The sequence below is a fragment of the Candidatus Reidiella endopervernicosa genome, assembly GCF_013343005.1.
GTDB lineage: Bacteria > Pseudomonadota > Gammaproteobacteria.
Window position 1 is genome coordinate 563580 of record NZ_CP054491.1, and the last position, 21420, is coordinate 584999.

Below are 21420 nucleotides of genomic sequence, written 5' to 3' on the forward strand. Positions count from 1 at the left end.
CTAACCGCCCTCACTTCGCTCTCCATGGCGGTCAGCGATCGAAGGCGTACTGACCATTGACGGTGGCCAGTAGACTCCAGTGCGATGAGAGGGGTTGTAGACGTGCCAGATAGAGCGTGAGTTTGGAAAAATCGACACTGCCATCGGCGCGCGAGAGCAACAGATCGCCATTTTCCGATGAACCAAGGCCGTTGAGTCCCTGGCTAACCTCAACATCGATCAGGTTGGTCGCACCGCTACTATCGATACGATCATAGGTGAGCCCCAGCCGCGCCACACGCAGCTGCTCATCGATCATCTTGGCGCCAAAGAGTCGAGTCGTACCGTTGTGCATCGTCAGGCCTGTACGTAGATAGAGGTTCTGCTTTCGACTGCGAATCATCGGGTGGCTTACGATGAGATTGGCGCTATCAGACTCAACCTCCTGCTCGAGCGGGATAAAACTGAGATTCTCTGGCTCAGCACGCAGCGCACTGTAATCGATCTTTATCTTGGTGCCCTCACGACCGAGCTGCTGTTCATGACTGATAGAGGCGTATTGCATCTCCTGCCCCTCCGCCTGTGCCACCATCAGCGCAGTACGTTCAAACAGGCTCAACAGGTTATTGAGCTTCAGATCGGCCACTACCCGTAACGGCCCCAGCGCCTCTCCCCCACGATTGTCGAAAGCCACCCCACCCGATACGGTGTCACGTTCAAAATGAATGGTCAGATCGGCGGCACCAAATTCGCTCTTCGAGGCCGAAAGGGTGGCACGTGCAAACATGCCGGGTAGGTCGTTGATCAACAGCATGTAGCGTTCAAGCGCATCAGCGGTCTTTCACGACGAATGCGCTCGGCGTAGTCCGCGACCATGTCGCGGCTATCGTATCGATCACCAACGATACGCACCTGCGAGATATAACCTTCGATTGCCTGAAGCCTGGCTACCCCCTTCTCGATCGACTGTGCTGGCACAACGACCTGTGAAAGGGTGTAACCATCGCTGCGGTATTTTGTGGTCAGGGTGTTGGCGAGCCGGTAGAGCTCCAAGAGTGTTACTTCACGATTGAGTAGCGGGCCAAGATAGGTCTCAAGTTCACCCTGCGGATAGGCACTAAAACCCTCCAGCTCAATCGCATTCAGACTAAAACGGATCTCGGCCGCACCCGGTGGGGCACGCTCCAGCTCCTGTGCTCGCTCAATCCCCTCACTACGCTGGCGCAATTGCGGCTGCGTCTGGAACTGTTTTTCAATCTGTCCGGGGAGCACGGTACCACTCGGTGGGGCTGCCTGTGTGGGCATGGTGAGTCCAAGAGTGCCGACCAGAAACAGATAAGTTGCGGCGTTCTTTCCATACATTATCTTTATATTCCCACTACTGTGTATCAGACGAGCTTAGTCCAGCGCATTCCCTCTTGCCAACGACCCAGAACTCCAACATGATTTATAAAAATAGTCGGGTAATAACCAGCAGGTGAATCGATGAGCAACGATGACAATGAGCAGTGGCGTGACAAGCTGAGTCGCGATCAGTACCGCGTCTGCAGGGAGAAGGGGACCGAACCCGCCTTCAGCGGAGCCTACTGGGACAACAAGTCGGAAGGGATCTACCGCTGTGCCTGCTGTAATACCGAGCTGTTCCGCTCCGATACCAAGTACGACTCCGGTAGCGGCTGGCCGAGCTTCTGGGACGCGGTCGACCCTACTCGCGTCGAACAGCACTTTGATACCAGCCACGGCATGCGCCGGGTCGAGATCACCTGTGCCAACTGTGGCTCACACCTCGGTCATCTGTTCGAGGATGGCCCGCAACCGACCGGACAGCGCTACTGCGTCAACTCACTCTCACTCGAGTTTGAAGAAGACGAGTGAACCAAACTCCCATCATTGAGTCTGAACAGCCAGTTATAACCGGGGATGTAAATCAACCGTGAACAACCTGATCGACAAACTTAAAAAGCCCGGACTTCCACGTAGCATCGCCGAACTGGCACTGCTGGCGCTGGTCATCTTCGCCTCACGCTCGGTGTTTGGCGACTGGAACTATGTCCCCTCCGGCTCGATGAAACCGACCCTGGTCGAGGGTGACATGATCTATGTCGATAAACTCGCCTACGATCTCAAGATTCCCTTTACTACCCTCCATCTGGCGGAGTGGGACGATCCCATCCGGGGCGAGATTGTTGTCTTCTACTCTCCCAAGGATGACATCCGCATGGTCAAGCGGGTGATCGGCGAACCGGGTGACACCATTCTGATGCGTGATAATCGACTCATCATCAATGGCCAGCCACTTAACTACTCCGCACCCGATCAGCAGACCGTCTCGGTACTTAACGATGAGGAGCAGCAGAGTTTTCTCTTTGCCACCGAACAGCTCCCTGGTGTCGATCACGCTGTGATGCGACAACCCACACCAACGCCCCAGAGCAACTTTGGCCCGGTGACGATTCCAGCAGGAGAGTACCTGTTGTTGGGTGATAATCGAGACCGCAGTGGCGACTCACGCTTTTTCGGTCTGGTGGAGCGTGAACGCATCCTCGGCCAGGCGACACGGGTGCTCATCTCCTGGAATGGCGATAACTTCTACCTGCCTCGCGCAGGACGTATTAACCACCTGTTGCAATAACTCTCACCTATCTCCAACAGTTGACATCACCAGCAGATGATTCTACAGTTCGAAATATGTCGAACTATCAAAACGATAATCTTGTGCAGATGGCGGAGCAGTTTAAGGCACTGGCCAATCCACACCGTCTACAGATCTTTCTCAGCCTTTCGACCTGCTGCGCGCCGGGTACGGTCTGCAGCAGTGAGGAGGCGGTACGGAGTGTCGGTGTTATCGGCGAGGGTCTCGATATCGCCCCTTCGACCCTTTCACACCACATTAAAGAGCTCAATCGTGCCGGCCTGATTGAGATGGAACGACAGGGTAAACAGGTCAACTGCTGGGTCGATCCGGCCACGCTCGAACAGTTGAGCCACTTCTTCAAATCGTAACCCGAAGTCACGAGGAACTAACATGAGTCAGGAAGAGAATAGCTGCTGCGAACCCACCGAGGTAGCAGTCTCGATCGGTGCCAGGCAGGCCGACGATATCCGCCAGCAGGTGCGCGACAGCTACGCCAAGGTGGCACAGGCCGATAACGCTGGCGAGGCGTGCGGCGTCGGCAGCAGCTGCTGCGGGGTCTCTGATGACGATCAGATCAACACCCTGATCTCGACCCGCCTCGGTTACTCTTATGAGGATTTGGACGCGGTACCCGAGGGTGCCGACATGGGGATCGGTTGCGGAAACCCGCGCGCCATCGCCTCACTCCAGCCGGGTGAGGTGGTGGTCGATCTTGGTAGTGGCGGTGGCTTCGACGCCTTCCTCGCTGCGGCCGAGGTTGGAACCACGGGTCGTGTCATTGGTGTTGATATGACCCCCGACATGATCAGCAAGTCACGCACCAATGCGGAGAAGGGACAATTCGAGCAGGTTGAGTTTCGCCTCGGTGAGATTGAAAATCTGCCGGTCGCCAATGATACGGTTGATGTCATTATCTCCAACTGTGTGATCAACCTCTCTCCCAACAAGGGGCGCGTCTTTGAAGAGGCCTTCCGTGTTCTTAAACCGGGCGGTCGTCTGGCCATCTCCGATGTCGTCGCCACCGTGGAGCTACCCGATGAGATGCGTGACGACCTCGCGCTCTACTCCGGCTGTATGGCGGGTGCCTCTCACATCGGTGAACTGGAGCAACACATGGCCGATGCTGGTTTTTCTAAAATCGCTGTTGCACCGAAAGATGATTCACGTGACTTCATTAAGGACTGGGCACCCGGTCGTGGCGTTGAGGATTTTGTCGTCTCTGCCACCATCGAGGCGGTCAAACCTTAAGCGCTGGTGCTGTCCCGTCATGGGACAGCACCGATCCAATCGTTCGATCATTACTACCCGCTTTACCTCTAAAACCATCTCTCTGCTAGATATCAGACGCTGTTATCAACTACATTGGTAGTTACACCCCCAATAACTAGAGCCAAACAATAGGGGAGCAGTGATGCAGATCTCTCTCTGGACAAGCCTCGTTGATGCAGTAGCAGCCATTCATCCGCTGACCGCCATGGAGGCGAAGTGAGGGCGGTTAGTCCCCGATAGTCGACGCCGTCTGCCTATTCGTAGTTGAGAGCGCGAGCGAACGACGGAGAAGATGCAGCAACGGCTTTATGTCGGCGTAGAGTCACTGAGGGAGTTGTGTAGAGCCGCGAAGAGGTGATTACGCAACGTACGCAGGACGGTCGGGGCGCCGCAGGCATAAACGGTCGCGTGAAGTTTTTGCTGTTTGCTTGGGCTTGGATGCCCAAAACAAACTTTCGCAAAATAGCGACTCCCCGGTCGGCTATCAGCTAGCCGCAATCGTTATCATCTCGCTACTTTTAATACGCACAGCGGCAATTACACATCGTCAGATACTGCACATCCTCGGTTTCTACCTGCTGGGTCTGATCGGCTATCTCATTACCATCCTCCTGCTCAATAGTGGAGTCATAGACGAGGGGACGATTCCCCAACATATCGCCATCCTGGTCATGGGTTTGGCAGCAATTCGTCTCGCAGGTCTGATTCTCTTCCACCGGCTTCTGCCACTGATACAGATCCACGCACCAACGATACTTCAGGATATTCTGGTCACCATCGCCTATCTGCTCTGGTGCATGGTGCGCCTGTCAGAGATTGGGCTCGATTTCTCCAGCATTGTCACCACCTCGGCGGTAATCACCGCAGTACTCGCCTTCTCGCTGCAGGACACCCTCGGCAATATTCTCGGCGGTACCGCACTGCAACTCGATGATTCGATCCACATCGGGGACTGGGTCAAGGTTGATGATGCAGTCGGTCGAGTGGTCGATATCTGCTGGCGCTCGACCAGTATCGAGACACGTAACTGGGAGACGGTGGTCATTCCCAACAGTATCCTGATGAAGGGGAAGTTCACCATCCTTGGCCGGCGTCAGGGTGAACCGATACAGCTGCGCCGCTGGATCAACTTCAATGTAGAATTCAACGTTACGCCAGCACTGGTTATCCACACGGTAGAGTCAGCCATGCATCAGGCCGGTATTCCCAATGTCGCTGCACAACCTGCAGCAAACTGTGTAGCGATGAGTATAGAGGGTAGTACCATCAACTATGCGCTGCGCTACTGGCTGACCGATCTCGCCGTCGACGATCCCACCGACTCGGCCGTGAGGACCCATATCTACGCGGCGCTGAAACGCGCCAGTATCGAGTTCGCCCTGCCGCAACAGAGCCTCCACCTCTACAAGGAGAGTCATAAACTTCGCGCCAAGGAGCACTCTCGTGATATCAAACAGCGTATAGCTCTACTCGAACGTGTTGCGCTGTTTGCCACTCTCGACGAGGAGGCGCGTCGAGCCATTGCCGAGCAGCTCACCTCGGGGAGTCGCTATTTTTGCGGAAGCATGTTTTGGGCATCCAAGCCCAGCAAGCGGCAAATACTTAACGCGACCGTTTATGCCTACGGCGCCCCGACGTCCTGCGTTCGTTGCGTAATCACCTCTTCGCGGCTCTACACAACTCCCTCACTGACTCTACGCCGACATAAAGCCGCTGCTGCATCTTCTCCGTCGTTCGCTCACGCTCAACTACGAATATGCAGACGGCGTCGACTATCGGGGACTAACCGCCCTCACTTCGCTCTCCATGGCGGTCAGCGTACGCACCCTTTGTTGAAGGTGATGTGATCACCCAGCAGGGCACGGTCGCCAACTGGCTCTATATCCTGATCGAGGGTCAGGCGGAGGTGGTGCTCAGCTCGGAGGGCGAGCAGCGGCAGGTCAATATCATCAACGGGGGGGAGGCAGGCAGCTTCTTTGGTGAGATGGGTCTACTCACCGGTGCACCGCGCGCCGCCAACGTGATCGCACTGACCGATGTGGAGTGTTACCGCCTCGACAAGGAGGCGTTCGAGCAGGTGATCAAGGCACGCCCGGTGATCGCCGAGGAGATCTCGCGCACTATGGCGAAACGCGATGCCGATCTGAGCATGGCAAAGAATGATCTCGACCGGGAGACACGCGACCGTCTGGCTGCCGCGCAGCACGACGAGCTACTGGTGAAGATCAGACACTTCTTCGGACTCTGAGTTGCTACTTACCGATACAGAAGCTGGAGAAGATCTTGCCTAGCAGGTCATCACTACTGAACTCACCGGTAATCTCATTCAGTGCATTCTGCGCCTGACGCAGATCCTCAGCCATCAACTCGCCAGCAGCGTTATTAGCCAGTTGATGTTGTGCGGTCTCAATCGAGAGTCGTGCTCGCGCCAACGCATCGAGATGGCGGCGGCGCGCACTGAAACCCCCTTCACCTGCTACCCGATAACCCATGCACTGCTTCAGATGGTCACGCAGAGCATCGCTGCCACTGCCGTCACTGGCGCAGAGCGCTATCTCGGGGTGAGCAGTGCTGCCATTGAATCCGGCCGTTCGGCCACTAAGATCGATCTTGTTTCTGATAATTGTCAGTCCGGGCCCTTTCGCGAGCTCAGCCACGATCAGTTCATCCTCTTCGGTGAGCCCAAGCTGGTCATCAATCACCAGTAAAATCCGATCGGCCTGTTCGATCTCACGCCAGGCGCGACGAATCCCCTCCTGCTCAACTACATCGCTGCTCTCGCGCAGGCCCGCCGTGTCGATAATATGTAGTGGCATGCCATCGAGCTGAATGTTCTCGCGCAGCACATCGCGGGTGGTGCCCTCGACGTCGGTGACGATCGCCGACTCACGTCCTGCAAGTTGATTGAGTAGCGATGACTTGCCAGCATTGGGTCGGCCGGCAATCACCACCGTCATACCCTCCTGCAGCAGATGGCCCTGCTCGGCACGCCGCTCAATCTCCGTAAGCTGTACGAGAACAGCATCAACCTTGCTCGCGACCACACCATCGCCGAGAAAATCGATCTCCTCCTCGGGGAAGTCGATCGCCGACTCGACGTAAATACGCAGCTCGATCAGCGCCTCGACCAGCTGAGTGATGCCCCTGGAAAAATCGCCCTGTAGTGAACGCTGCGCGGCTCGCGCTGCCTCGATACTGCCTGCCTCAATCAGGTCAGCAATCGCTTCCGCCTGTACCAGATCGAGCTTGCCGTTGATGAAGGCACGCTCTGAAAACTCACCGGCACGTGCCTGACGCACACCTAAATCCAACACACGCTGCAGCACCATATCCATCACTACTGAACCACCGTGGCCCTGTAACTCCAAGACATCTTCACCGGTGAAGGAGTGGGGCGCAGGGAAACGTAGCGCGATACCGCTATCGATTACAGAGCCATCGTTGGCGCTGAAGTTGTGCAGCTCAGCACTGCGAGGTTGGGGGAGGGTTCCAAGAATCGCATTAGCGATCTCATTAACCTTGGGACCGGAAACACGCACGATACCAACACCGCCCACCCCGGGCGGGGTGGTAACGGCGGCGATCGTCTCCTGCTCAGTGCTCACAGCACAGATCGGTCGGGATCAGGGTTTTCCAGCGTTCTCGATGCGGCGGGTAATTACCCACTGCTGTGCAATCGAGAGTACGTTGTTGACCACCCAGTAGAGCACCAGACCCGAGGGGAAGAAGGCGAAAAAGACGGTAAAGATAATCGGCAGTGCCATCATCACCTTCGCCTGGATCGGATCGAGCGGCGCCGGGTTGAGCTTCTGCTGGATGATCATTGAGGCGCCCATCAGCAGCGGCAGTACGAAGTAGGGATCCTTGCTGGAGAGGTCGGTTAGCCAGAAAATAAAGGGTGCCTGACGCATCTCAACACTCTCAAGCAGCATCCAGTAGAGGGCGATGAAGACCGGGATCTGTACCAGGATCGGCAGACAACCACCCAGTGGGTTGATCTTCTCCGTCTTGTACATCTTCATCATCTCTTGCTGGAAGCGCTGCTTGTCGTCGCCATAGCGCTCTTTCAGCGTTGCCAGGCGCGGCGAGATCTTGCGCATGTTCGCCATCGACTTGTAGCTGGTCTCGGAGAGCTTGTAGAAGACCGCCTTGATCATGATGGTGAGGAGGATGATCGCCCAGCCCCAGTTGCTGATGATGTTGTCGTAAATAAAGGTCAACAACCAGAAGAGCGGCTGCGCCAGAACGGTCAACACACCATAGTCAACGGTCAGCTCAAGTCCTGTGGCGATTTTTTCCAGATCGTTCTGCAGCTTCGGCCCCATATAGAGCTGGCTCTCAAACTGTTGTGCGGCACCTGGAGCCACCGAGTTCGCTGGACCACGCAGACCGAGAATGAAGCGGTTACCATCGATAACATTGCTGAAGTAGTGATTCGCTTCGCCACGCACAGGGATCCATGCTGAAAGGAAGTAGTGTTGAATCATAGCTGCCCAGCCATCGGTGATCTCGCGAGCCAGCTTCTTGTCGCTCATCTCATCGAAGTCGATCTTCTCGTAGCGCTCTTCATCGCTATAGATCACACCGCCGGTGTAGGTGTAGAGGAACATGCTCTGCTGACCGGGATCGGTACGCTGCAGCTGTCGATACTGGCTGGCGCTGAACTGATCTGCGCCGCTATTGCGTAGCTCATGTCGTAGATCGACCAGATAACTACCGCGGTGGAAGGTATAGATCTTGTCGACCTCAACACCATTCTCACCACGCCAGCTAAGACGCACCTCAAGCTTATCCTGACCCGCTTCGAGGCTGTAATCATCGGCCACAGAAGTGTAGATATCATGATGGTTCGGTAGCTTGGTCTCTGCGGAGAGCAGTCCAGACTGCGCTACATTAAAGAGCTCGCCACTATCGCCCAGCAGGGGGAATGGCTCATCGGGCGTGGCCGGATCGACCGGGTAGGCACTAAGACGCGCTACGCGCAGATCGCCACCGAGGGTATCGATCTCAATCTCCAGCAGGTCCGTCGTCACCTTAATGCGCTTCGCCTGCTTCACCACCTGACCGGTACCCGGCACGCCTACAGGAGAGGCAACCCCAGGTGTAGGAGCGGTATCGGGAAGATCAGCAGCACTAGAGATGCTACTCCCACCCTGAACCGCGACGGGTGCAGGCGGTGCATTTTTCGCAGCCTGCCAAGCTCCCCACTCCTGCCAGATCATCAGCAGGGTGATGAAGAACGCTCCAAAGAGAAGCAGGCGCTTGTTATCCATGGGATCTTTCCTGATTAGGTTCGGGTACTGGATCTACACCACCTGGATGCCAGGGGTGACAACGTGAAACTCTTTTTACTGATAACCAGCCACCCTTGAGGGCACCGTAACGCTCAACGGCCGTCAGTGCATAACAGGAGCAGGAGGGATAGAAACGGCAATTGCTGCCTACTATCGGGCTTATCAGGTAGCGGTAACCCTGAATGATTAGGATAAAGAGGCGGCGCATCGCTTGACCAAGGCGTTCCACTGTTTTTCGAGGCTCATGCTTAACTGCTGTTTGCTCTGTTCCATCACGCCACGACGCGTCAGAACGACAATATCGAAATCGCCAAGCTGTTCGTAGTGGGCTCTAAAGCTTTCGCGTACCATCCGTTTGATCCGGTTCCTGGAGACGGCTGTCTTGGCATTCTTTTTCGAGATCGCCATGCCGAGTCTTGGATGGCTGAGCTCATTGCGGCGCGCCAGAATCGTAAACGACCCCGCGCTAACCTTGCACGGATCCTCAAAGACGAATGAGAAATCCCGCTTTAGTGTAAGTCTGGCAAGTCGGGGGAAGTTCATGCGTTTCCCCAGAACCTACCGCTCACTTATGCACACAGACGGGCGCGGCCCTTGGCACGACGTGCAGAGATAACCTTACGGCCGTTCTTGGTGCTCATACGTGCACGAAAACCGTGGACGCGCTTACGCTTGAGGTTGCTTGGCTGGAATGTACGTTTCATGGTGCTCTAAACCCATATTAATGGTCGGAAAAAGATCGGGAAGGATATGGGAAGCGGCGCCCGCTGTCAATTACGGAAGTGTACCAATTATAAGTAAAATGGTTGTGGATAACTTTCTCCATCAGCGTTAGACTCCCACTCCTCTCCGATAACAACACTCGTAGTAGCAAGGGGTCAACACGTTGGAATCTGCACTCTGGAAACAGTGCCTCAATCATCTTGAGGGTGAGCTTAACGCTCAGCAGTTCAACACCTGGATCCGTCCCCTGCATGCCGTGGAGGAGAGTGATGCGCTACGACTACTCGCACCCAACCGTTTTGTTCTCGACTGGGTCAAGGAGCACCACCTCTCACTAATCGCTGAGATTGCTGGGCGCATCTCCAGCAATCCACCTCGTATTACTCTTGAGATCGGCACGCAAAAACGCCCTGTAGCTGAAAATAAGCAGTCGCCCAATGGTGCTGTCAGCAACAGTTCACCGCTGACTGCGCAACAAGCACCCGTCAGACGCAGCGGTAATCGCGGCAGCAGTCTCAATAACAGCTATACATTCGACCGCTTCGTCGAGGGTAAATCTAACCAGTTGGCACGCGCTGCCTCTTTCCAGGTTGCCGAGAATGCAGGCAAGGCCTACAACCCCCTCTTTATATATGGGGGTGTTGGACTCGGTAAGACCCACCTGATGCATGCAGTCGGCAATATGATCCTGCAGCACAACCCTAATGCTAACGTGGTCTACCTACACTCCGAACGTTTTGTGCAGGATATGGTCAAGGCGCTGCAGCACAACGCCATCACCGAATTCAAACGCTTCTACCGCTCTGTCGATGCACTGCTGATTGATGATATCCAGTTCTTCGCCAAGAAGGAGCGCTCACAGGAGGAGTTTTTCCACACCTTCAATGCGCTACTCGAGGGCAACCAACAGGTTATTCTCACCTGTGACCGCTATCCAAAAGAGGTCGATGGCCTGGAGGAGCGTCTCAAGTCACGCTTTGGCTGGGGGCTGACTGTCGCAATAGAGCCACCTGAGCTTGAGACTCGCGTCGCTATATTAATGAGTAAGGCGGCCAAGGCTGGTATCGAACTGCCACAGGACGTCGCCTTTCTGATCGCCAAACGTATCCACTCCAATATCCGCGAACTCGAGGGTGCGCTACGACGAGTAATGGCTAACGCCAACTTCACCGGTCGACCAATCACACTCGACTTTGCCAAGGAGGCACTACGTGACCTACTCGCGCTGCAGGATAAGCTGGTCACGATTGAAAATATCCAGAAAACGGTAGCAGAATATTATAAGATTCGGGTAGCCGATCTACACTCTGCCAGACGTTCTAGATCGATCACCAGACCCCGTCAGATGGCGATGGCGCTGGCCAAAGAGCTGACTAACCATAGTCTGCCAGAGATAGGCAAAGAGTTCGGTGGTCGCGATCACACGACGGTGCTGCATGCCTGTCGCAAGATCAAGGAGCTGATGGAGGGTGATCTTAGAATCAAAGAGGATCACGCCAACCTGTTGAGAACTATGACAACATAGTGTTAATTAACGGTGGGTAAAGTTGTGGATAAAATTGGGTCCTAAGTTATCCACAACTGATTAACAGCTCACACCCAGGATACATACGGCTCATACATTGAAAATAGTGTTGTAGCTAATTGAATTATAACGAATATTACGAGTTATCCCGAAAAATAGGGCTGCTTAATAGTAATAGTAAAGTAATAAATAAAAAGATTATTTTTTATATAGATGGGATGGATATATGAAATTCAAGGTACAGCGTGAAGCGATCCTCAAACCGCTCCAGGCCGTTAGTGGTGTTGTCGAAAGACGCCAGACCCTACCGGTTCTCTCTAATGTTCTGATCTCTGCAGGACAGGATGGCATCACCTTTACAGCAACCGATCTTGAGGTTGAGCTGCAGGCGATCAGTAGTGTTGCTGTCGATGCTCCAGGAGAGACGACTGTACCCGCACGTAAATTCATTGATATCTGCAGGGCACTGCCAGAGAGTGCTGAGATCAGTTTCTCTCTGGAAGATGACCGGGTGATTGTAAAATCTGGCAAGAGTCGATTCACACTATCTACCCTTCCTGCCAGTGATTTTCCAAGTGTCGATGCGATAAAAAATGTCAATAAGTTTGAGTTGCCACAGACTGAAGTTCGTCGACTGATAGAACGTACTCACTTTGCCATGGCTCAGCAGGATGTTCGTTACTACCTCAATGGCCTTATGCTACAGCTGACATCAGAACGTCTTCGTGCGGTTGCTACCGATGGACATCGACTCGCATTGAGTGATGTTACTGCGACCATCGAGATCACTGATGATCAGCAGGTCATAGTGCCTCGTAAAGGTGTTCAGGAGCTACTACGACTGCTTGAATCGAATGATGAGATGGCAGAGATTCAGGTTGGAAGTAATCACATTAAGGTCACCCTTCCTGGACTTGGATTTACCTCAAAACTGATCGATGGTCGCTTCCCCGATTATGAACGTGTAATCCCCAGTGGCTGTGATAAAGAGATTAAGGCTGATCGAGAAACTCTCAAACAAGCTCTCACTCGCACCTCTATTCTCTCCAATGAGAAGTACCGTGGAGTACGCCTGCACCTGTTACCCAATGCACTAGAGATTCTGGCTCACAATCCAGAGCAGGAGCAGGCCGAGGATGAGATAGAGGTGGAGTACGATGGACAGGAGCTGGAGATCGGTTTTAATGTCAGCTACATGATCGACGCACTCAATGTAATCCAGAATGACAATGTGAAGATTAGTCTCTCCGATGCCAATAGTAGCTGTCTGATTGAGGCGACCGAAGGTGATACATCACGCTACGTTGTGATGCCGATGCGACTCTAGCTTCAACTACTGTCCTACCCTGAATGTATGGGGTAGGGCGAGTCGAGCTATCCAAGAATATCTTCTTATCTTATTTATAAAACCTCCAATAAAAGTCTCATTAAATCCCATCAGGCAACGCCCTATCGATGAGTCTTTCTCACTTCAAAGTCTCTAATTTTCGCAATATTTCTACTGCGGATATTCGACCCTCAAATAATCTCAATCTCATTCATGGTAGTAATGGTAGTGGTAAGACGAGCCTGCTCGAGTCGATCTACTACCTCAGTCGGGTCAGTTCATTTAAGACAACACGACCGTTACAACTGATCAAAAGAGGAGAAGAGCGTTTTACTCTCTTTGGTGAGATCAGTACGGATGAGGGCACTATTCCAATTGGTCTGCAGCGGAGCAGTAGTGAACTACAGATGCGTGTTGCGGGTAACAATGCAAACTCCATCTCAGAGGTTGCTTCACAGATACCACTTCTGATCATTAATCCCGATAGTCACGAGCTGTTGGAGCAGGGTCCAACACAGCGTCGACAATTTATCGATTGGGGCGTGTTCCACGTGGAACATAGTTTCTATCCCATATGGAGTCGTTATAAAAGGGCACTAAAGCAGCGTAATGCTGCACTCCGTTCTGGCGATTCGAAGAGTGCATCAGTGTGGAATTCAGAGCTGGTGAGCTGTGCGAACGAGATTGATCGACAGAGGATTAATTACATTGATCGGTTAAAACCACTACTCCCAGAGTTTGCTGCGCCCCTGGTGGGTTCCGAAACATTAGAGCTTAGTTACCAACCTGGTTGGGATAAGAGTGAAGCTTATAGTGAGCAACTGGAACGATCACTAGTCCGCGATAGTGAATTGGGTCACACAAGGTATGGGCCACACCGTGCAGATTTAATTATCAAAATGGGCGGTCAACGTGTCCAGACCCATATATCGAGGGGACAACAGAAGTTGCTCGTCTGTGCCTTGAGAATGGCTCAGGTTCAACTACTCGCTGAATCAACAGACAAACGGAGTCTGTTATTAATAGATGATTTACCAGCTGAGTTGGATAGATATCACCGGGATGAGTTGATGAAACGTTTGGCCAATCTACCAGCACAGCTATTCATCTCAGCAATCGAACCAGAGCTGCTCAATAGCAGCTACTGGGAGAGTTATAGTGTGTTCCACGTGGAACATGGTTCGGTAGAAGAGGTGGTATAATCGTCGCCACATATAAAAGGTATGGATCCTATGAGCGAAGAGAATAGCTACGACTCGTCAAATATTAAGGTGTTGAAGGGACTCGACGCAGTACGCAAGCGCCCTGGAATGTACATCGGTGATACCGATGACGGTACCGGCCTCCACCATATGGTGTTCGAGGTGGTTGATAACTCCATTGACGAAGCACTGGCGGGGCACTGTTCAGATATTAATGTGGTGATCCATAGTGATGGGTCGATCAGTGTCTCCGATAACGGTCGTGGCATTCCGGTCGATATGCATCCTGAGGAGAAAGTCTCAGCAGCTGAGGTCATCATGACCGTTCTACATGCTGGCGGTAAGTTTGATGATAACTCCTATAAGGTCTCTGGCGGTCTGCACGGTGTAGGTGTTTCAGTGGTCAATGCCCTTTCAGAGACTCTACGACTGACCATCTGCCGCAATGGTGAGGTCTATCAGCAGGAGTATGTATTGGGAGTTCCGCAGGAACCTCTCAAGTCAGTGGGTGAGACCAAGAGCAGTGGTACCGAGATCCGCTTTAAACCGAGCGTTGAGATCTTTGCTGATACCGAATATCACTACGATATCCTCGCCAAACGTCTACGTGAGCTCTCATTCCTCAACTCGGGTGTACGTATCCGTATCTCAGATGAGCGTAGCGACAAGGAGGATATCTTCGAATATGAGGGTGGTATCAGGGCCTTTGTTGAGCATCTGAACCGTAATAAGACGCCCATTATCGAGAATGTATTCCACTTCACGACCGAGAAGGATGAGGTAGGAGTCGAGGTAGCGCTGCAGTGGAACGACTCCTATCAGGAGAATATCTTCTGCTTTACCAATAATATTCCGCAGCGTGATGGCGGTACCCACCTGGCAGGTTTCCGTAGTGCGTTGACCCGTACCCTCAACCAGTTCATGGAGAAGGAGGGGATCTCTAAAAAATCGAAGATCAACGCTACCGGTGATGACGCCCGTGAGGGTCTCACCGCAGTGCTTTCGGTCAAGGTTCCCGACCCTAAATTTTCATCGCAGACCAAGGATAAGCTGGTCTCTTCAGAGGTGAAGGGGATCGTTGAGTCGACCATGGCTGAGAAGCTGCAGGAGTTTCTACTCGAGAATCCGGCTGAGATGAAGGCGATTACCGGAAAGATCATTGATGCCGCACGTGCTCGCGAGGCCGCTCGTAAGGCGCGTGAGATGACTCGTCGTAAGGGTGCACTCGATATTGCCGGTCTGCCCGGTAAGCTGGCCGACTGTCAGGAGAAAGATCCAGCCCTCTCCGAACTGTTCCTGGTGGAGGGTGACTCTGCGGGTGGTTCCGCCAAGCAGGGTCGTGATCGTCACACCCAGGCAATCCTGCCGCTTAAGGGTAAGATCCTGAACGTTGAGAAGGCACGATTCGACAAGATGCTATCTTCAGCAGAGGTCGGTACGCTGATTACTGCACTCGGCTGCGGTATCGGTCGTGAAGAGTTTAATCCCGACAAACTACGCTATCACCGCATTATTATCATGACCGATGCCGATGTCGATGGTTCTCATATCCGTACTCTGTTACTGACCTTCTTTTATCGCCAGATGCCAGAGCTGATCGAACGTGGTCACATCTACATCGCTCAGCCGCCACTCTATAAGGTGAAGAAGGGTAAACAGGAGCAGTATGTAAAGGATGATACCGAGCTCAATAACCATCTGCTGCAACTCTCGCTAGACAAGACCACGCTCTACGTAAATCCTGATGCTCCACCGCTGACAGGCCCAGGCTTAGAGGCTCTGACTCGTGACTACCTGGCTGTGATGCAGACGATACGTCGTCTTAGTCGTCGCTATGATCAACAGATTCTTGAGCGTCTGATCTATATGCCGAAATTGGGTACAGAGGGTTTCCACAACCAGGCTCAACTGGGGGAGTGGGCAGCAGAGCTCCAAGCACGTATCAATGATGATCAGGATGCCTCGGTTCGTTACGAGATTCGTGCTGAGGAGGGAGAGGAGAACGATCCCTATCATCTGGTGGTCAGTAAATATAACCACGGTATCAGCAATGATAGTGTGATTAACCACGAGTTTTTCGACTCGGTTGAGTACCAGAGCATGGTTGTTTTAGGTGAACAGCTCGACGGTCTACTGAGTGAGGGTGCCTATATTCAGCGTGGTGAACGTAACCAGCCGGTGATGAGTTTCAAACAGGCACTTAACTGGATGATGGATGAGGCGAAACGTGGACTGCATATTCAACGCTATAAAGGACTGGGTGAGATGAATCCCGATCAGCTCTGGGAGACAACACTCGATTCAGAGAGTCGACGTCTGTTACAGGTGAAGATTGAGGATGCGGTGGGTGCCGATGAGATCTTTACAACGTTGATGGGTGACCAGGTTGAGCCACGCCGCGACTTTATTGAGGTTAATGCCCTTTCCGCATCGAATATTGATGTTTAACTAGTTGATATATAAGTAGTTATTTCTAATTAAGGGGGGTGCCGTCGCAGATGGCACCCCCCTTAATTTGTTAAAAACCGATTTTAACGCCGACATGGCCACTACTGCCACGGTTGCTGCTCTTGGCCCCGCCCGTAGTCTTTGCTCCATCAAGTGTCGAACAGCCGACCACCGGTAGCGTGATGAGAAGTGCAAAGAGAGGCAGATAGATAAACCTTCTGATCATGATCGATCTCCAATCGGCATTTTAACAGTGCGATAAAGTGTGGCTAAACAGTCCGTCCACCTAGTTCAGCCATGCGGCCCTCGATCCACTGTTCAGACTCAGTGAGTATTGCGTCGGTCTTTTTACCACTGCTATCGATAGCTGGTCCAATGGAGAGGCGGATTGTACCGGGGTATTTGATAAAGGAGTGTTTGGGCCAGTAAGCACCGGCATTGTGAGCGATTGGTAGCACCGGGAAGCCACTCTTCTGCGCCAGAATGGCGCCACCGGCGTGGTACTTGCCGCTGCTGCCAAACTGGGTGCGTGTACCTTCTGGGAAGATCACTACGCTACGCCCCTCGTTGAGATATCTACTGCCCTGATCAACCAGCTGTTTAAGCGCCTTGCGACCAGCAGAGCGATCGATTGCGATCGGCTCAAGCATCGCCAGTCCCCAGCCGAAAAAAGGGATCTTCAGTAGTTCACGTTTAAGCACCCAGACCTGGCGTGGAAAGAGCTTCTGCAGGACCAATGTCTCCCAGGTCGATTGGTGTTTACAGAAGACAATGACGGTCTGATCCGGAATATTCTCCACTCCGTCGACCTCATAGCGCAGCCCGCAGGTGATCTTCAGTAACCAGAGATTAAACAGTGCCCAGCTCTTAATAAAATGGAAACGAGCGGTGAGCGGAAAGGGGAACAACAGCAGACCGAGTGGTGCGACTACCAGAGTGGAGAGCAGCATTCCGATCCAGTAGGTGAGTGAACGGAGAAAGAGCATTAGCCCTCCTCAGCTAGATAGGAATCGACAAAGGCCGCCAGATTTTCGAACAGCGGGATTGCTTCAAGCGAGATACCAGATGCCAGGGTTCGTTCACCTTTACCACTGCGGACAAGGACAGGGAGTGCACCAGCAGAGGCGGCGGCCTCAAGATCGCGTCCGGAGTCACCGACAGCAGGTACCCCGTTCAGATCGATACCGAGACGAGAAGCTAGCTGTTTGAACATACCCCCCCTTGGTTTTCGACAGCTACAATCATCCTTGGGCCCGTGGGGACAGAAGAGAACTGCCTCAACCTCACCCCCCATTTCGGCGAGCAGGTTATGCATCTTGTCGTGGATCGAGATCAGGGTTTCGGTATCGAACAGCCCGCGAGCGATGCCTGACTGGTTAGTAATCACTACCACGCGATAACCGGCACTATTGAGTCGTGCGATCGCCTCGAGACTGCCGGGGATCGGAACCCACTCATCGGGGGTTTTGATGAAGTCGTCGGAGTCCTCATTGATGACACCGTCGCGATCAAGGATGACCAGTTTTACCAAGATTTATTGATCCCTGAATTCAGAAACACGGATGCGGCCGTTGATCATCTTCGCCTCGCGTTTCATCAACTTGTCCATCTTCTTCCAGAAGGCCGAGCTGAGATCGAAATCCTCAGCGATGGCAGTGCCCATGACCAGAATCAATAGATCGGAACACTCCTCGGCGAGATCCTCGATCGATTTACCTTTAGTGACACAGGCAGAGATCTCACCCAGCTCCTCGGCCATCAGCGCCACGCGGTAGGGTAGATCCTCACCACCGGTGTTTTTGAAGTCGTGTTTGTCGTGGAACGACTGTACCGCAGCTAGCATCTCTTTATAAGAATCACGATCACTCATACTCTCTACCCCTGTAGTAGTGAGATATCGGCAACGCGCAGGAAGAGCTGGTTAATCTGGCGCAATAGTGCCAGACGGTTCTTACGTAGCAGCTCATCCTCGGCGTTGACCATAACGTTATCGAAGAAGGTATCGACCGGCTCACGCAGCGCGGCGAGTTGGGTCAGAGCCCCCTCGTAGTCACCACTCTCAAAAAGCGGCAGTACATCGCTATGGAGTCTGTTCAGCTCTCCAGCCAGCGCCTGTTCCGCCGTCTCACTGAGCACAGCCGCATCGACACTTTCTGGTATCTGCTCATTACTCTTCTTGAGTATATTGCCGATGCGTTTGTTGGCCGCTGCAAGACTCTCCGCCTCGGTTAGATTACGGAAGGCGGATACGGCGCGGATACGACGATCGAAATCAAGTGGACGGGTGGGACGACAGGCGAGTACCGCCTCGATCACATCGCTGCTAATACCCTGATCACCATAATAGGCCTTGAGTCGTTCGAGCATGTAGTCGAGTGTTTCATCGACGGCATCGGCGGCCTTATCAACCTTACCGCAAAGCTGTTCGGCGCTAACCTTGAGTAACTCATGCAGATCAATATCGAGGCCACGCTCAATGATGATTCGTAGCAGCCCGAGTGCTGCACGGCGCAGGGCAAAGGGATCCTTGGTACCGGTAGGCTTTTGTCCGATGGCAAAGATACCGAGCATGGTATCGACGCGGTCGGCGATGGCGAGTACCTGACCAACACTTCCCGCCGGTAACTGATCGCCCGCCTGACGTGGCATGTACTGCTCGTCCATCGCATTGGCTACCGACTCTGGCAGACCATCATGGTTGGCGTAATAACGTCCCATGATGCCCTGCAGATCGGTAAATTCGTAGACCATGTTGGTCATCAGGTCGCACTTGGAAATCAGTGCGGCCTGACGAGCCTGATCACTATCGACACCGAGTAGACCGGCAAGATAGGTTGAGACGGCTGCGACACGTTCGCTCTTCTCGAACAGGGTGCCGAGCTGTTTCTGGAACACCACCGTTTTGAGGCTCTCCTGGTGGGCGCTGAGCGGCTGTTTTCGATCCTGATTCCAGAAGAACTCGGCATCGGAGAGGCGTGGGCGAATAACGCGCTCGTTACCGGCGCGTACCTGCTCGACATCCTGACTCTCAATATTGGAGATGGTAATAAAGTGCGGCATCAGTTGGCCGTCCTCGTTAACCACAGGGAAGTACTTCTGATGATCCTGCATGGAGGAGATTAGCGACTCGGCAGGTACCTCAAGGAAGCGTTCTTCGAAGGAACCACTCACTGCGACCGGCCACTCGACCAGCGCGGTGACCTCTTCGAGTAGACCATCATCAATAATCGCCTTGCCACCGAGTTCCTCAGCGGTCTTCATTACCTGGGCGCGAATAGCCTCACGACGTGTGGCGTAGTCGGCGATCACATGCCCCTCGGTCTCGAGTAGTGGCGCATAGGCCGCTGGTTCACCGAGATAGAGGGTATCGGGGTGGTGGAAGCGGTGGCCATGGCTCTCTCGACCCGATTTGGCACCGAGGATCTCAGCGTCGATGACTTCATCACCAAAGAGCAGTACCAGCCAGTGGACAGGGCGAACAAACTCGACATCGAGGCTGCCCCAGCGCATACGTTTTGGGATCGGCAGCTTGGCCAGCGCCTCCTCGATAATGGCAGGAATTAGCTCAGGGGTGGCTCGGCCTGTCTCGGTAGCACGATGGACAAGCCAGGCACCCTTTTTGGTCTCCTGTTTCTCAAGCTGATCCACTTCAACACTACAGGAGCGGGCGAAACCCTGGGCCGCCTTGCTTGGATTGCCCTCATCATCAAAGGCAGCCGCAACGGCTGGACCGCGACGTTCAACCTGACGGTCGGCCTGTGCACCCTGCAGTTCCGCAATCAACAACGCCAGACGCCGTGGTGCAGCGTAGGCCTTGATCTCGCCATAGCTAAGAGAGGCACCCTTGAGCCCTTCTGTGACGCCACGTTCAAAAGCATCAATGAGACGTTTGAGCGCCTTGGGCGGCAGCTCCTCTGTGCCGATTTCGATCAGCAGGTCGTTGCTTGTGCTCATGCCTCACCCCCTTTCAACATCGGGAAGCCGAGCTTCTCTCGCGCCTCGTAGTAGGACTGTGCAACGGCACGCGCCAGGGCTCGCACGCGTAGAATAAAGCGCTGTCGTTCTGTCACCGAAATGGCGTGGCGGGCATCAAGCAGGTTGAATGCGTGAGACGCCTTGAGTACCTGTTCGTAAGCGGGCAGCGGAAGACCGGCTTCGATCAATTTGTTGCTCTCGCTCTCGCAGTTATCGAATGCCTTGAACAGTACCTCGGTATCGGCGTGTTCGAAGTTGTAGGTCGACTGCTCCACCTCGTTCTGGTGGAAGACATCACCGTAGCTGACCCGACCAGCGGGGCCGTTGTGGGTCCAGGTGAGATCGTAGACACTTTCGACACCCTGTAGATACATCGCAATACGTTCCAGACCGTAGGTGATCTCACCGGTCACCGGTTTGCAGTCGAGCCCACCGACCTGCTGGAAGTAGGTGAACTGAGTCACTTCCATGCCGTTGAGCCATACCTCCCAACCGAGTCCCCAGGCACCGAGGGTAGGGGACTCCCAGTTATCCTCGACAAAGCGGATGTCGTGCACCAGCGGATCGATACCGAGCGACTTCAGCGAGCCGAGGTAGAGTTCCTGAATATCGAGCGGTGAGGGTTTGATAATTACCTGGAACTGGTAGTAGTGCTGCAGACGATTGGGGTTCTCTCCGTAGCGACCATCGGTAGGACGTCGAGATGGCTGCACATAGGCGGTTGCCCACGGCTCGGGGCCGATGGAACGTAGGAAGGTGGCGGGGTGGAAGGTACCGGCACCGACCTCCATATCGAGTGGCTGCAGAATGACACAGCCTTGGGCTGCCCAATACTCCTGCAGTGCGAGGATCAACCCCTGAAAGGTGGTGACGTCGTGATGCGGTGATGTGTCCGCCATAAACTTCTCGTTCCAGATCTATAGTTAAAGGAGTGCGCGAAAGGCGCGATTATAGCGTGGCCTTAGGTGTGAGGGTATGTCTGTTCAGATATGGATCTCTTTCCCCTGGAAAGGGTGTGGTGATCGGTAAAAGTGACGTGCTAT

At 53.7% G+C, this 21420-nt stretch carries 24 protein-coding genes; 10 read left to right on the forward strand and 14 right to left on the reverse strand.

Translation table 11 applies throughout. The features are described from left to right. Positions 1-31 precede the first annotated feature (31 nt). Together HUE57_RS03100 and HUE57_RS03105 are read right to left on the reverse strand one after the other, a co-directional pair. Complete coding sequence (locus HUE57_RS03100) at positions 32-793, reverse strand: ShlB/FhaC/HecB family hemolysin secretion/activation protein (protein WP_174672699.1); 762 nt, start codon at positions 791-793, stop codon at positions 32-34. Continuing rightward, complete coding sequence (locus HUE57_RS03105; RefSeq protein WP_174672700.1) at positions 784-1284, reverse strand: POTRA domain-containing protein; 501 nt, start codon at positions 1282-1284, stop codon at positions 784-786. Before HUE57_RS03105 ends, HUE57_RS03100 begins: the two co-directional genes overlap by 10 nt. A 180-nt stretch (positions 1285-1464) precedes the next feature. Here HUE57_RS03105 and msrB point away from each other — a divergent pair, with 180 nt between their 5' ends. From msrB to HUE57_RS03125, 4 genes are read left to right on the forward strand one after another with little or no spacing between them, the layout of a single operon-like run. Continuing rightward, positions 1465-1854 (forward strand): peptide-methionine (R)-S-oxide reductase MsrB, encoded by a 390-nt coding sequence (msrB, locus tag HUE57_RS03110; RefSeq protein WP_078483748.1) that lies wholly within the window; start codon positions 1465-1467, stop codon positions 1852-1854. 58 nt (positions 1855-1912) lie between these two features. Further along, positions 1913-2611: a signal peptidase I gene (gene lepB / locus HUE57_RS03115; RefSeq protein WP_174672701.1), complete on the forward strand. Its 699-nt coding sequence runs from the start codon at positions 1913-1915 to the stop codon at positions 2609-2611. Positions 2612-2667: 56 nt separating this feature from the next. Next, a complete protein-coding gene (locus tag HUE57_RS03120) occupies positions 2668-2982 on the forward strand; it encodes an ArsR/SmtB family transcription factor (protein ID WP_078483749.1) in 315 nt (104 codons plus the stop codon). A 22-nt stretch (positions 2983-3004) separates the two neighbouring features. After that, entirely contained in the window at positions 3005-3862 is an 858-nt protein-coding gene (locus tag HUE57_RS03125) for an arsenite methyltransferase (protein ID WP_078483750.1), read from the forward strand. A 275-nt stretch (positions 3863-4137) separates the two neighbouring features. On the opposite strand, the gene HUE57_RS03130 is transcribed toward HUE57_RS03125, so the two are convergent. After that, the gene (locus HUE57_RS03130) at positions 4138-4344 is read right to left on the reverse strand and encodes a hypothetical protein (protein ID WP_174672702.1); all 207 of its coding nucleotides are present in this window, start codon (positions 4342-4344) and stop codon (positions 4138-4140) included. Between HUE57_RS03130 and HUE57_RS03135 the strand changes: the two genes are divergently transcribed. Together HUE57_RS03135 and HUE57_RS03140 are read left to right on the forward strand one after the other, a co-directional pair. Continuing rightward, the gene (locus tag HUE57_RS03135) at positions 4318-5730 is read left to right on the forward strand and encodes a mechanosensitive ion channel family protein (RefSeq protein WP_174672703.1); all 1413 of its coding nucleotides are present in this window, start codon (positions 4318-4320) and stop codon (positions 5728-5730) included. The genes HUE57_RS03130 and HUE57_RS03135 overlap by 27 nt on opposite strands. After that, positions 5727-6131, forward strand: coding sequence for a cyclic nucleotide-binding domain-containing protein (locus tag HUE57_RS03140; RefSeq protein WP_174672704.1), 405 nt, complete (start codon positions 5727-5729; stop codon positions 6129-6131). The genes HUE57_RS03135 and HUE57_RS03140 overlap by 4 nt, the downstream gene beginning before the upstream one ends. Before the next feature lie 4 nt (positions 6132-6135). Here HUE57_RS03140 and mnmE read toward each other — a convergent pair whose 3' ends face one another. The 5 genes from mnmE to rpmH are packed head-to-tail and all read right to left on the reverse strand — an operon-like array spanning position 6136 to position 9881. Then, a complete protein-coding gene (mnmE, locus tag HUE57_RS03145; protein WP_078483752.1) occupies positions 6136-7488 on the reverse strand; it encodes a tRNA uridine-5-carboxymethylaminomethyl(34) synthesis GTPase MnmE in 1353 nt (450 codons plus the stop codon). Between the two features lie 18 nt (positions 7489-7506). Then, positions 7507-9156 carry a membrane protein insertase YidC gene (gene yidC / locus HUE57_RS03150; protein ID WP_078483753.1) on the reverse strand — a complete coding sequence of 550 codons (1650 nt, stop codon included), beginning with the start codon at positions 9154-9156 and terminating at the stop codon, positions 7507-7509. Then, positions 9149-9385 (reverse strand): membrane protein insertion efficiency factor YidD, encoded by a 237-nt coding sequence (gene yidD / locus HUE57_RS03155; protein WP_078483754.1) that lies wholly within the window; start codon positions 9383-9385, stop codon positions 9149-9151. Before yidD ends, yidC begins: the two co-directional genes overlap by 8 nt. After that, the gene (gene rnpA / locus HUE57_RS03160; RefSeq protein WP_078483755.1) at positions 9364-9720 is read right to left on the reverse strand and encodes a ribonuclease P protein component; all 357 of its coding nucleotides are present in this window, start codon (positions 9718-9720) and stop codon (positions 9364-9366) included. The genes yidD and rnpA overlap by 22 nt, the downstream gene beginning before the upstream one ends. A 26-nt stretch (positions 9721-9746) precedes the next feature. Beyond that, positions 9747-9881: a 50S ribosomal protein L34 gene (rpmH, locus tag HUE57_RS03165; RefSeq protein ID WP_078483756.1), complete on the reverse strand. Its 135-nt coding sequence runs from the start codon at positions 9879-9881 to the stop codon at positions 9747-9749. A 182-nt stretch (positions 9882-10063) separates the two neighbouring features. Here rpmH and dnaA point away from each other — a divergent pair, with 182 nt between their 5' ends. From dnaA to gyrB, 4 genes are all read left to right on the forward strand, one after another. Continuing rightward, positions 10064-11425, forward strand: a complete 1362-nt coding sequence (gene dnaA / locus HUE57_RS03170; protein ID WP_078483757.1) for a chromosomal replication initiator protein DnaA — start codon at positions 10064-10066, stop codon at positions 11423-11425. A gap of 226 nt (positions 11426-11651) precedes the next feature. Continuing rightward, positions 11652-12752: a DNA polymerase III subunit beta gene (dnaN, locus tag HUE57_RS03175; RefSeq protein WP_078483758.1), complete on the forward strand. Its 1101-nt coding sequence runs from the start codon at positions 11652-11654 to the stop codon at positions 12750-12752. Positions 12753-12880: 128 nt separating this feature from the next. After that, complete coding sequence (gene recF, locus HUE57_RS03180; protein ID WP_078483759.1) at positions 12881-13954, forward strand: DNA replication/repair protein RecF; 1074 nt, start codon at positions 12881-12883, stop codon at positions 13952-13954. Positions 13955-13984: 30 nt separating this feature from the next. Beyond that, positions 13985-16402, forward strand: a complete 2418-nt coding sequence (gene gyrB, locus HUE57_RS03185) for a DNA topoisomerase (ATP-hydrolyzing) subunit B (RefSeq protein WP_078483773.1) — start codon at positions 13985-13987, stop codon at positions 16400-16402. A gap of 70 nt (positions 16403-16472) precedes the next feature. On the opposite strand, the gene HUE57_RS03190 is transcribed toward gyrB, so the two are convergent. Genes HUE57_RS03190 through glyQ form a run of 6 tightly spaced genes read right to left on the reverse strand, consistent with a single transcriptional unit; the run spans position 16473 to position 21276 of the window. Then, positions 16473-16628: a hypothetical protein gene (locus HUE57_RS03190; RefSeq protein ID WP_172840274.1), complete on the reverse strand. Its 156-nt coding sequence runs from the start codon at positions 16626-16628 to the stop codon at positions 16473-16475. 43 nt (positions 16629-16671) lie between these two features. Continuing rightward, positions 16672-17388, reverse strand: a complete 717-nt coding sequence (locus HUE57_RS03195) for a lysophospholipid acyltransferase family protein (RefSeq protein ID WP_078483760.1) — start codon at positions 17386-17388, stop codon at positions 16672-16674. Next, positions 17388-17933, reverse strand: coding sequence for a D-glycero-beta-D-manno-heptose 1,7-bisphosphate 7-phosphatase (gene gmhB / locus HUE57_RS03200; RefSeq protein WP_078483761.1), 546 nt, complete (start codon positions 17931-17933; stop codon positions 17388-17390). Before gmhB ends, HUE57_RS03195 begins: the two co-directional genes overlap by 1 nt. Before the next feature lie 3 nt (positions 17934-17936). Next, complete coding sequence (locus HUE57_RS03205; RefSeq protein WP_078483762.1) at positions 17937-18272, reverse strand: nucleoside triphosphate pyrophosphohydrolase family protein; 336 nt, start codon at positions 18270-18272, stop codon at positions 17937-17939. Between the two features lie 5 nt (positions 18273-18277). After that, a complete protein-coding gene (gene glyS / locus HUE57_RS03210; RefSeq protein ID WP_078483763.1) occupies positions 18278-20356 on the reverse strand; it encodes a glycine--tRNA ligase subunit beta in 2079 nt (692 codons plus the stop codon). Continuing rightward, on the reverse strand, positions 20353-21276 hold the full coding sequence (gene glyQ / locus HUE57_RS03215) for a glycine--tRNA ligase subunit alpha (protein WP_078483764.1): 924 nt from the start codon (positions 21274-21276) through the stop codon (positions 20353-20355). The genes glyS and glyQ overlap by 4 nt, the downstream gene beginning before the upstream one ends. Positions 21277-21420: the final 144 nt, after the last annotated feature.

Excerpts from the sequence above, each read along its gene's own strand:
- HUE57_RS03100 (WP_174672699.1), bottom strand. The coding sequence starts at position 793 with ATGCTGTTGATCAACGACCTACCCGGCATGTTTGCACGTGCCACCCTT.
- HUE57_RS03105 (WP_174672700.1), bottom strand. The coding sequence starts at position 1,284 with ATGCCCACACAGGCAGCCCCACCGAGTGGTACCGTGCTCCCCGGACAG.
- msrB (WP_078483748.1), top strand. The coding sequence starts at position 1,465 with ATGAGCAACGATGACAATGAGCAGTGGCGTGACAAGCTGAGTCGCGAT.
- HUE57_RS03120 (WP_078483749.1), top strand. The coding sequence starts at position 2,668 with ATGTCGAACTATCAAAACGATAATCTTGTGCAGATGGCGGAGCAGTTT.
- HUE57_RS03125 (WP_078483750.1), top strand. The coding sequence starts at position 3,005 with ATGAGTCAGGAAGAGAATAGCTGCTGCGAACCCACCGAGGTAGCAGTC.
- yidC (WP_078483753.1), bottom strand. The coding sequence starts at position 9,156 with ATGGATAACAAGCGCCTGCTTCTCTTTGGAGCGTTCTTCATCACCCTG.
- yidD (WP_078483754.1), bottom strand. The coding sequence starts at position 9,385 with ATGCGCCGCCTCTTTATCCTAATCATTCAGGGTTACCGCTACCTGATA.
- rnpA (WP_078483755.1), bottom strand. The coding sequence starts at position 9,720 with ATGAACTTCCCCCGACTTGCCAGACTTACACTAAAGCGGGATTTCTCA.
- rpmH (WP_078483756.1), bottom strand. The coding sequence starts at position 9,881 with ATGAAACGTACATTCCAGCCAAGCAACCTCAAGCGTAAGCGCGTCCAC.
- dnaN (WP_078483758.1), top strand. The coding sequence starts at position 11,652 with ATGAAATTCAAGGTACAGCGTGAAGCGATCCTCAAACCGCTCCAGGCC.
- recF (WP_078483759.1), top strand. The coding sequence starts at position 12,881 with ATGAGTCTTTCTCACTTCAAAGTCTCTAATTTTCGCAATATTTCTACT.
- gyrB (WP_078483773.1), top strand. The coding sequence starts at position 13,985 with ATGAGCGAAGAGAATAGCTACGACTCGTCAAATATTAAGGTGTTGAAG.
- HUE57_RS03190 (WP_172840274.1), bottom strand. The coding sequence starts at position 16,628 with ATGATCAGAAGGTTTATCTATCTGCCTCTCTTTGCACTTCTCATCACG.
- HUE57_RS03195 (WP_078483760.1), bottom strand. The coding sequence starts at position 17,388 with ATGCTCTTTCTCCGTTCACTCACCTACTGGATCGGAATGCTGCTCTCC.
- HUE57_RS03205 (WP_078483762.1), bottom strand. The coding sequence starts at position 18,272 with ATGAGTGATCGTGATTCTTATAAAGAGATGCTAGCTGCGGTACAGTCG.
- glyS (WP_078483763.1), bottom strand. The coding sequence starts at position 20,356 with ATGAGCACAAGCAACGACCTGCTGATCGAAATCGGCACAGAGGAGCTG.
- glyQ (WP_078483764.1), bottom strand. The coding sequence starts at position 21,276 with ATGGCGGACACATCACCGCATCACGACGTCACCACCTTTCAGGGGTTG.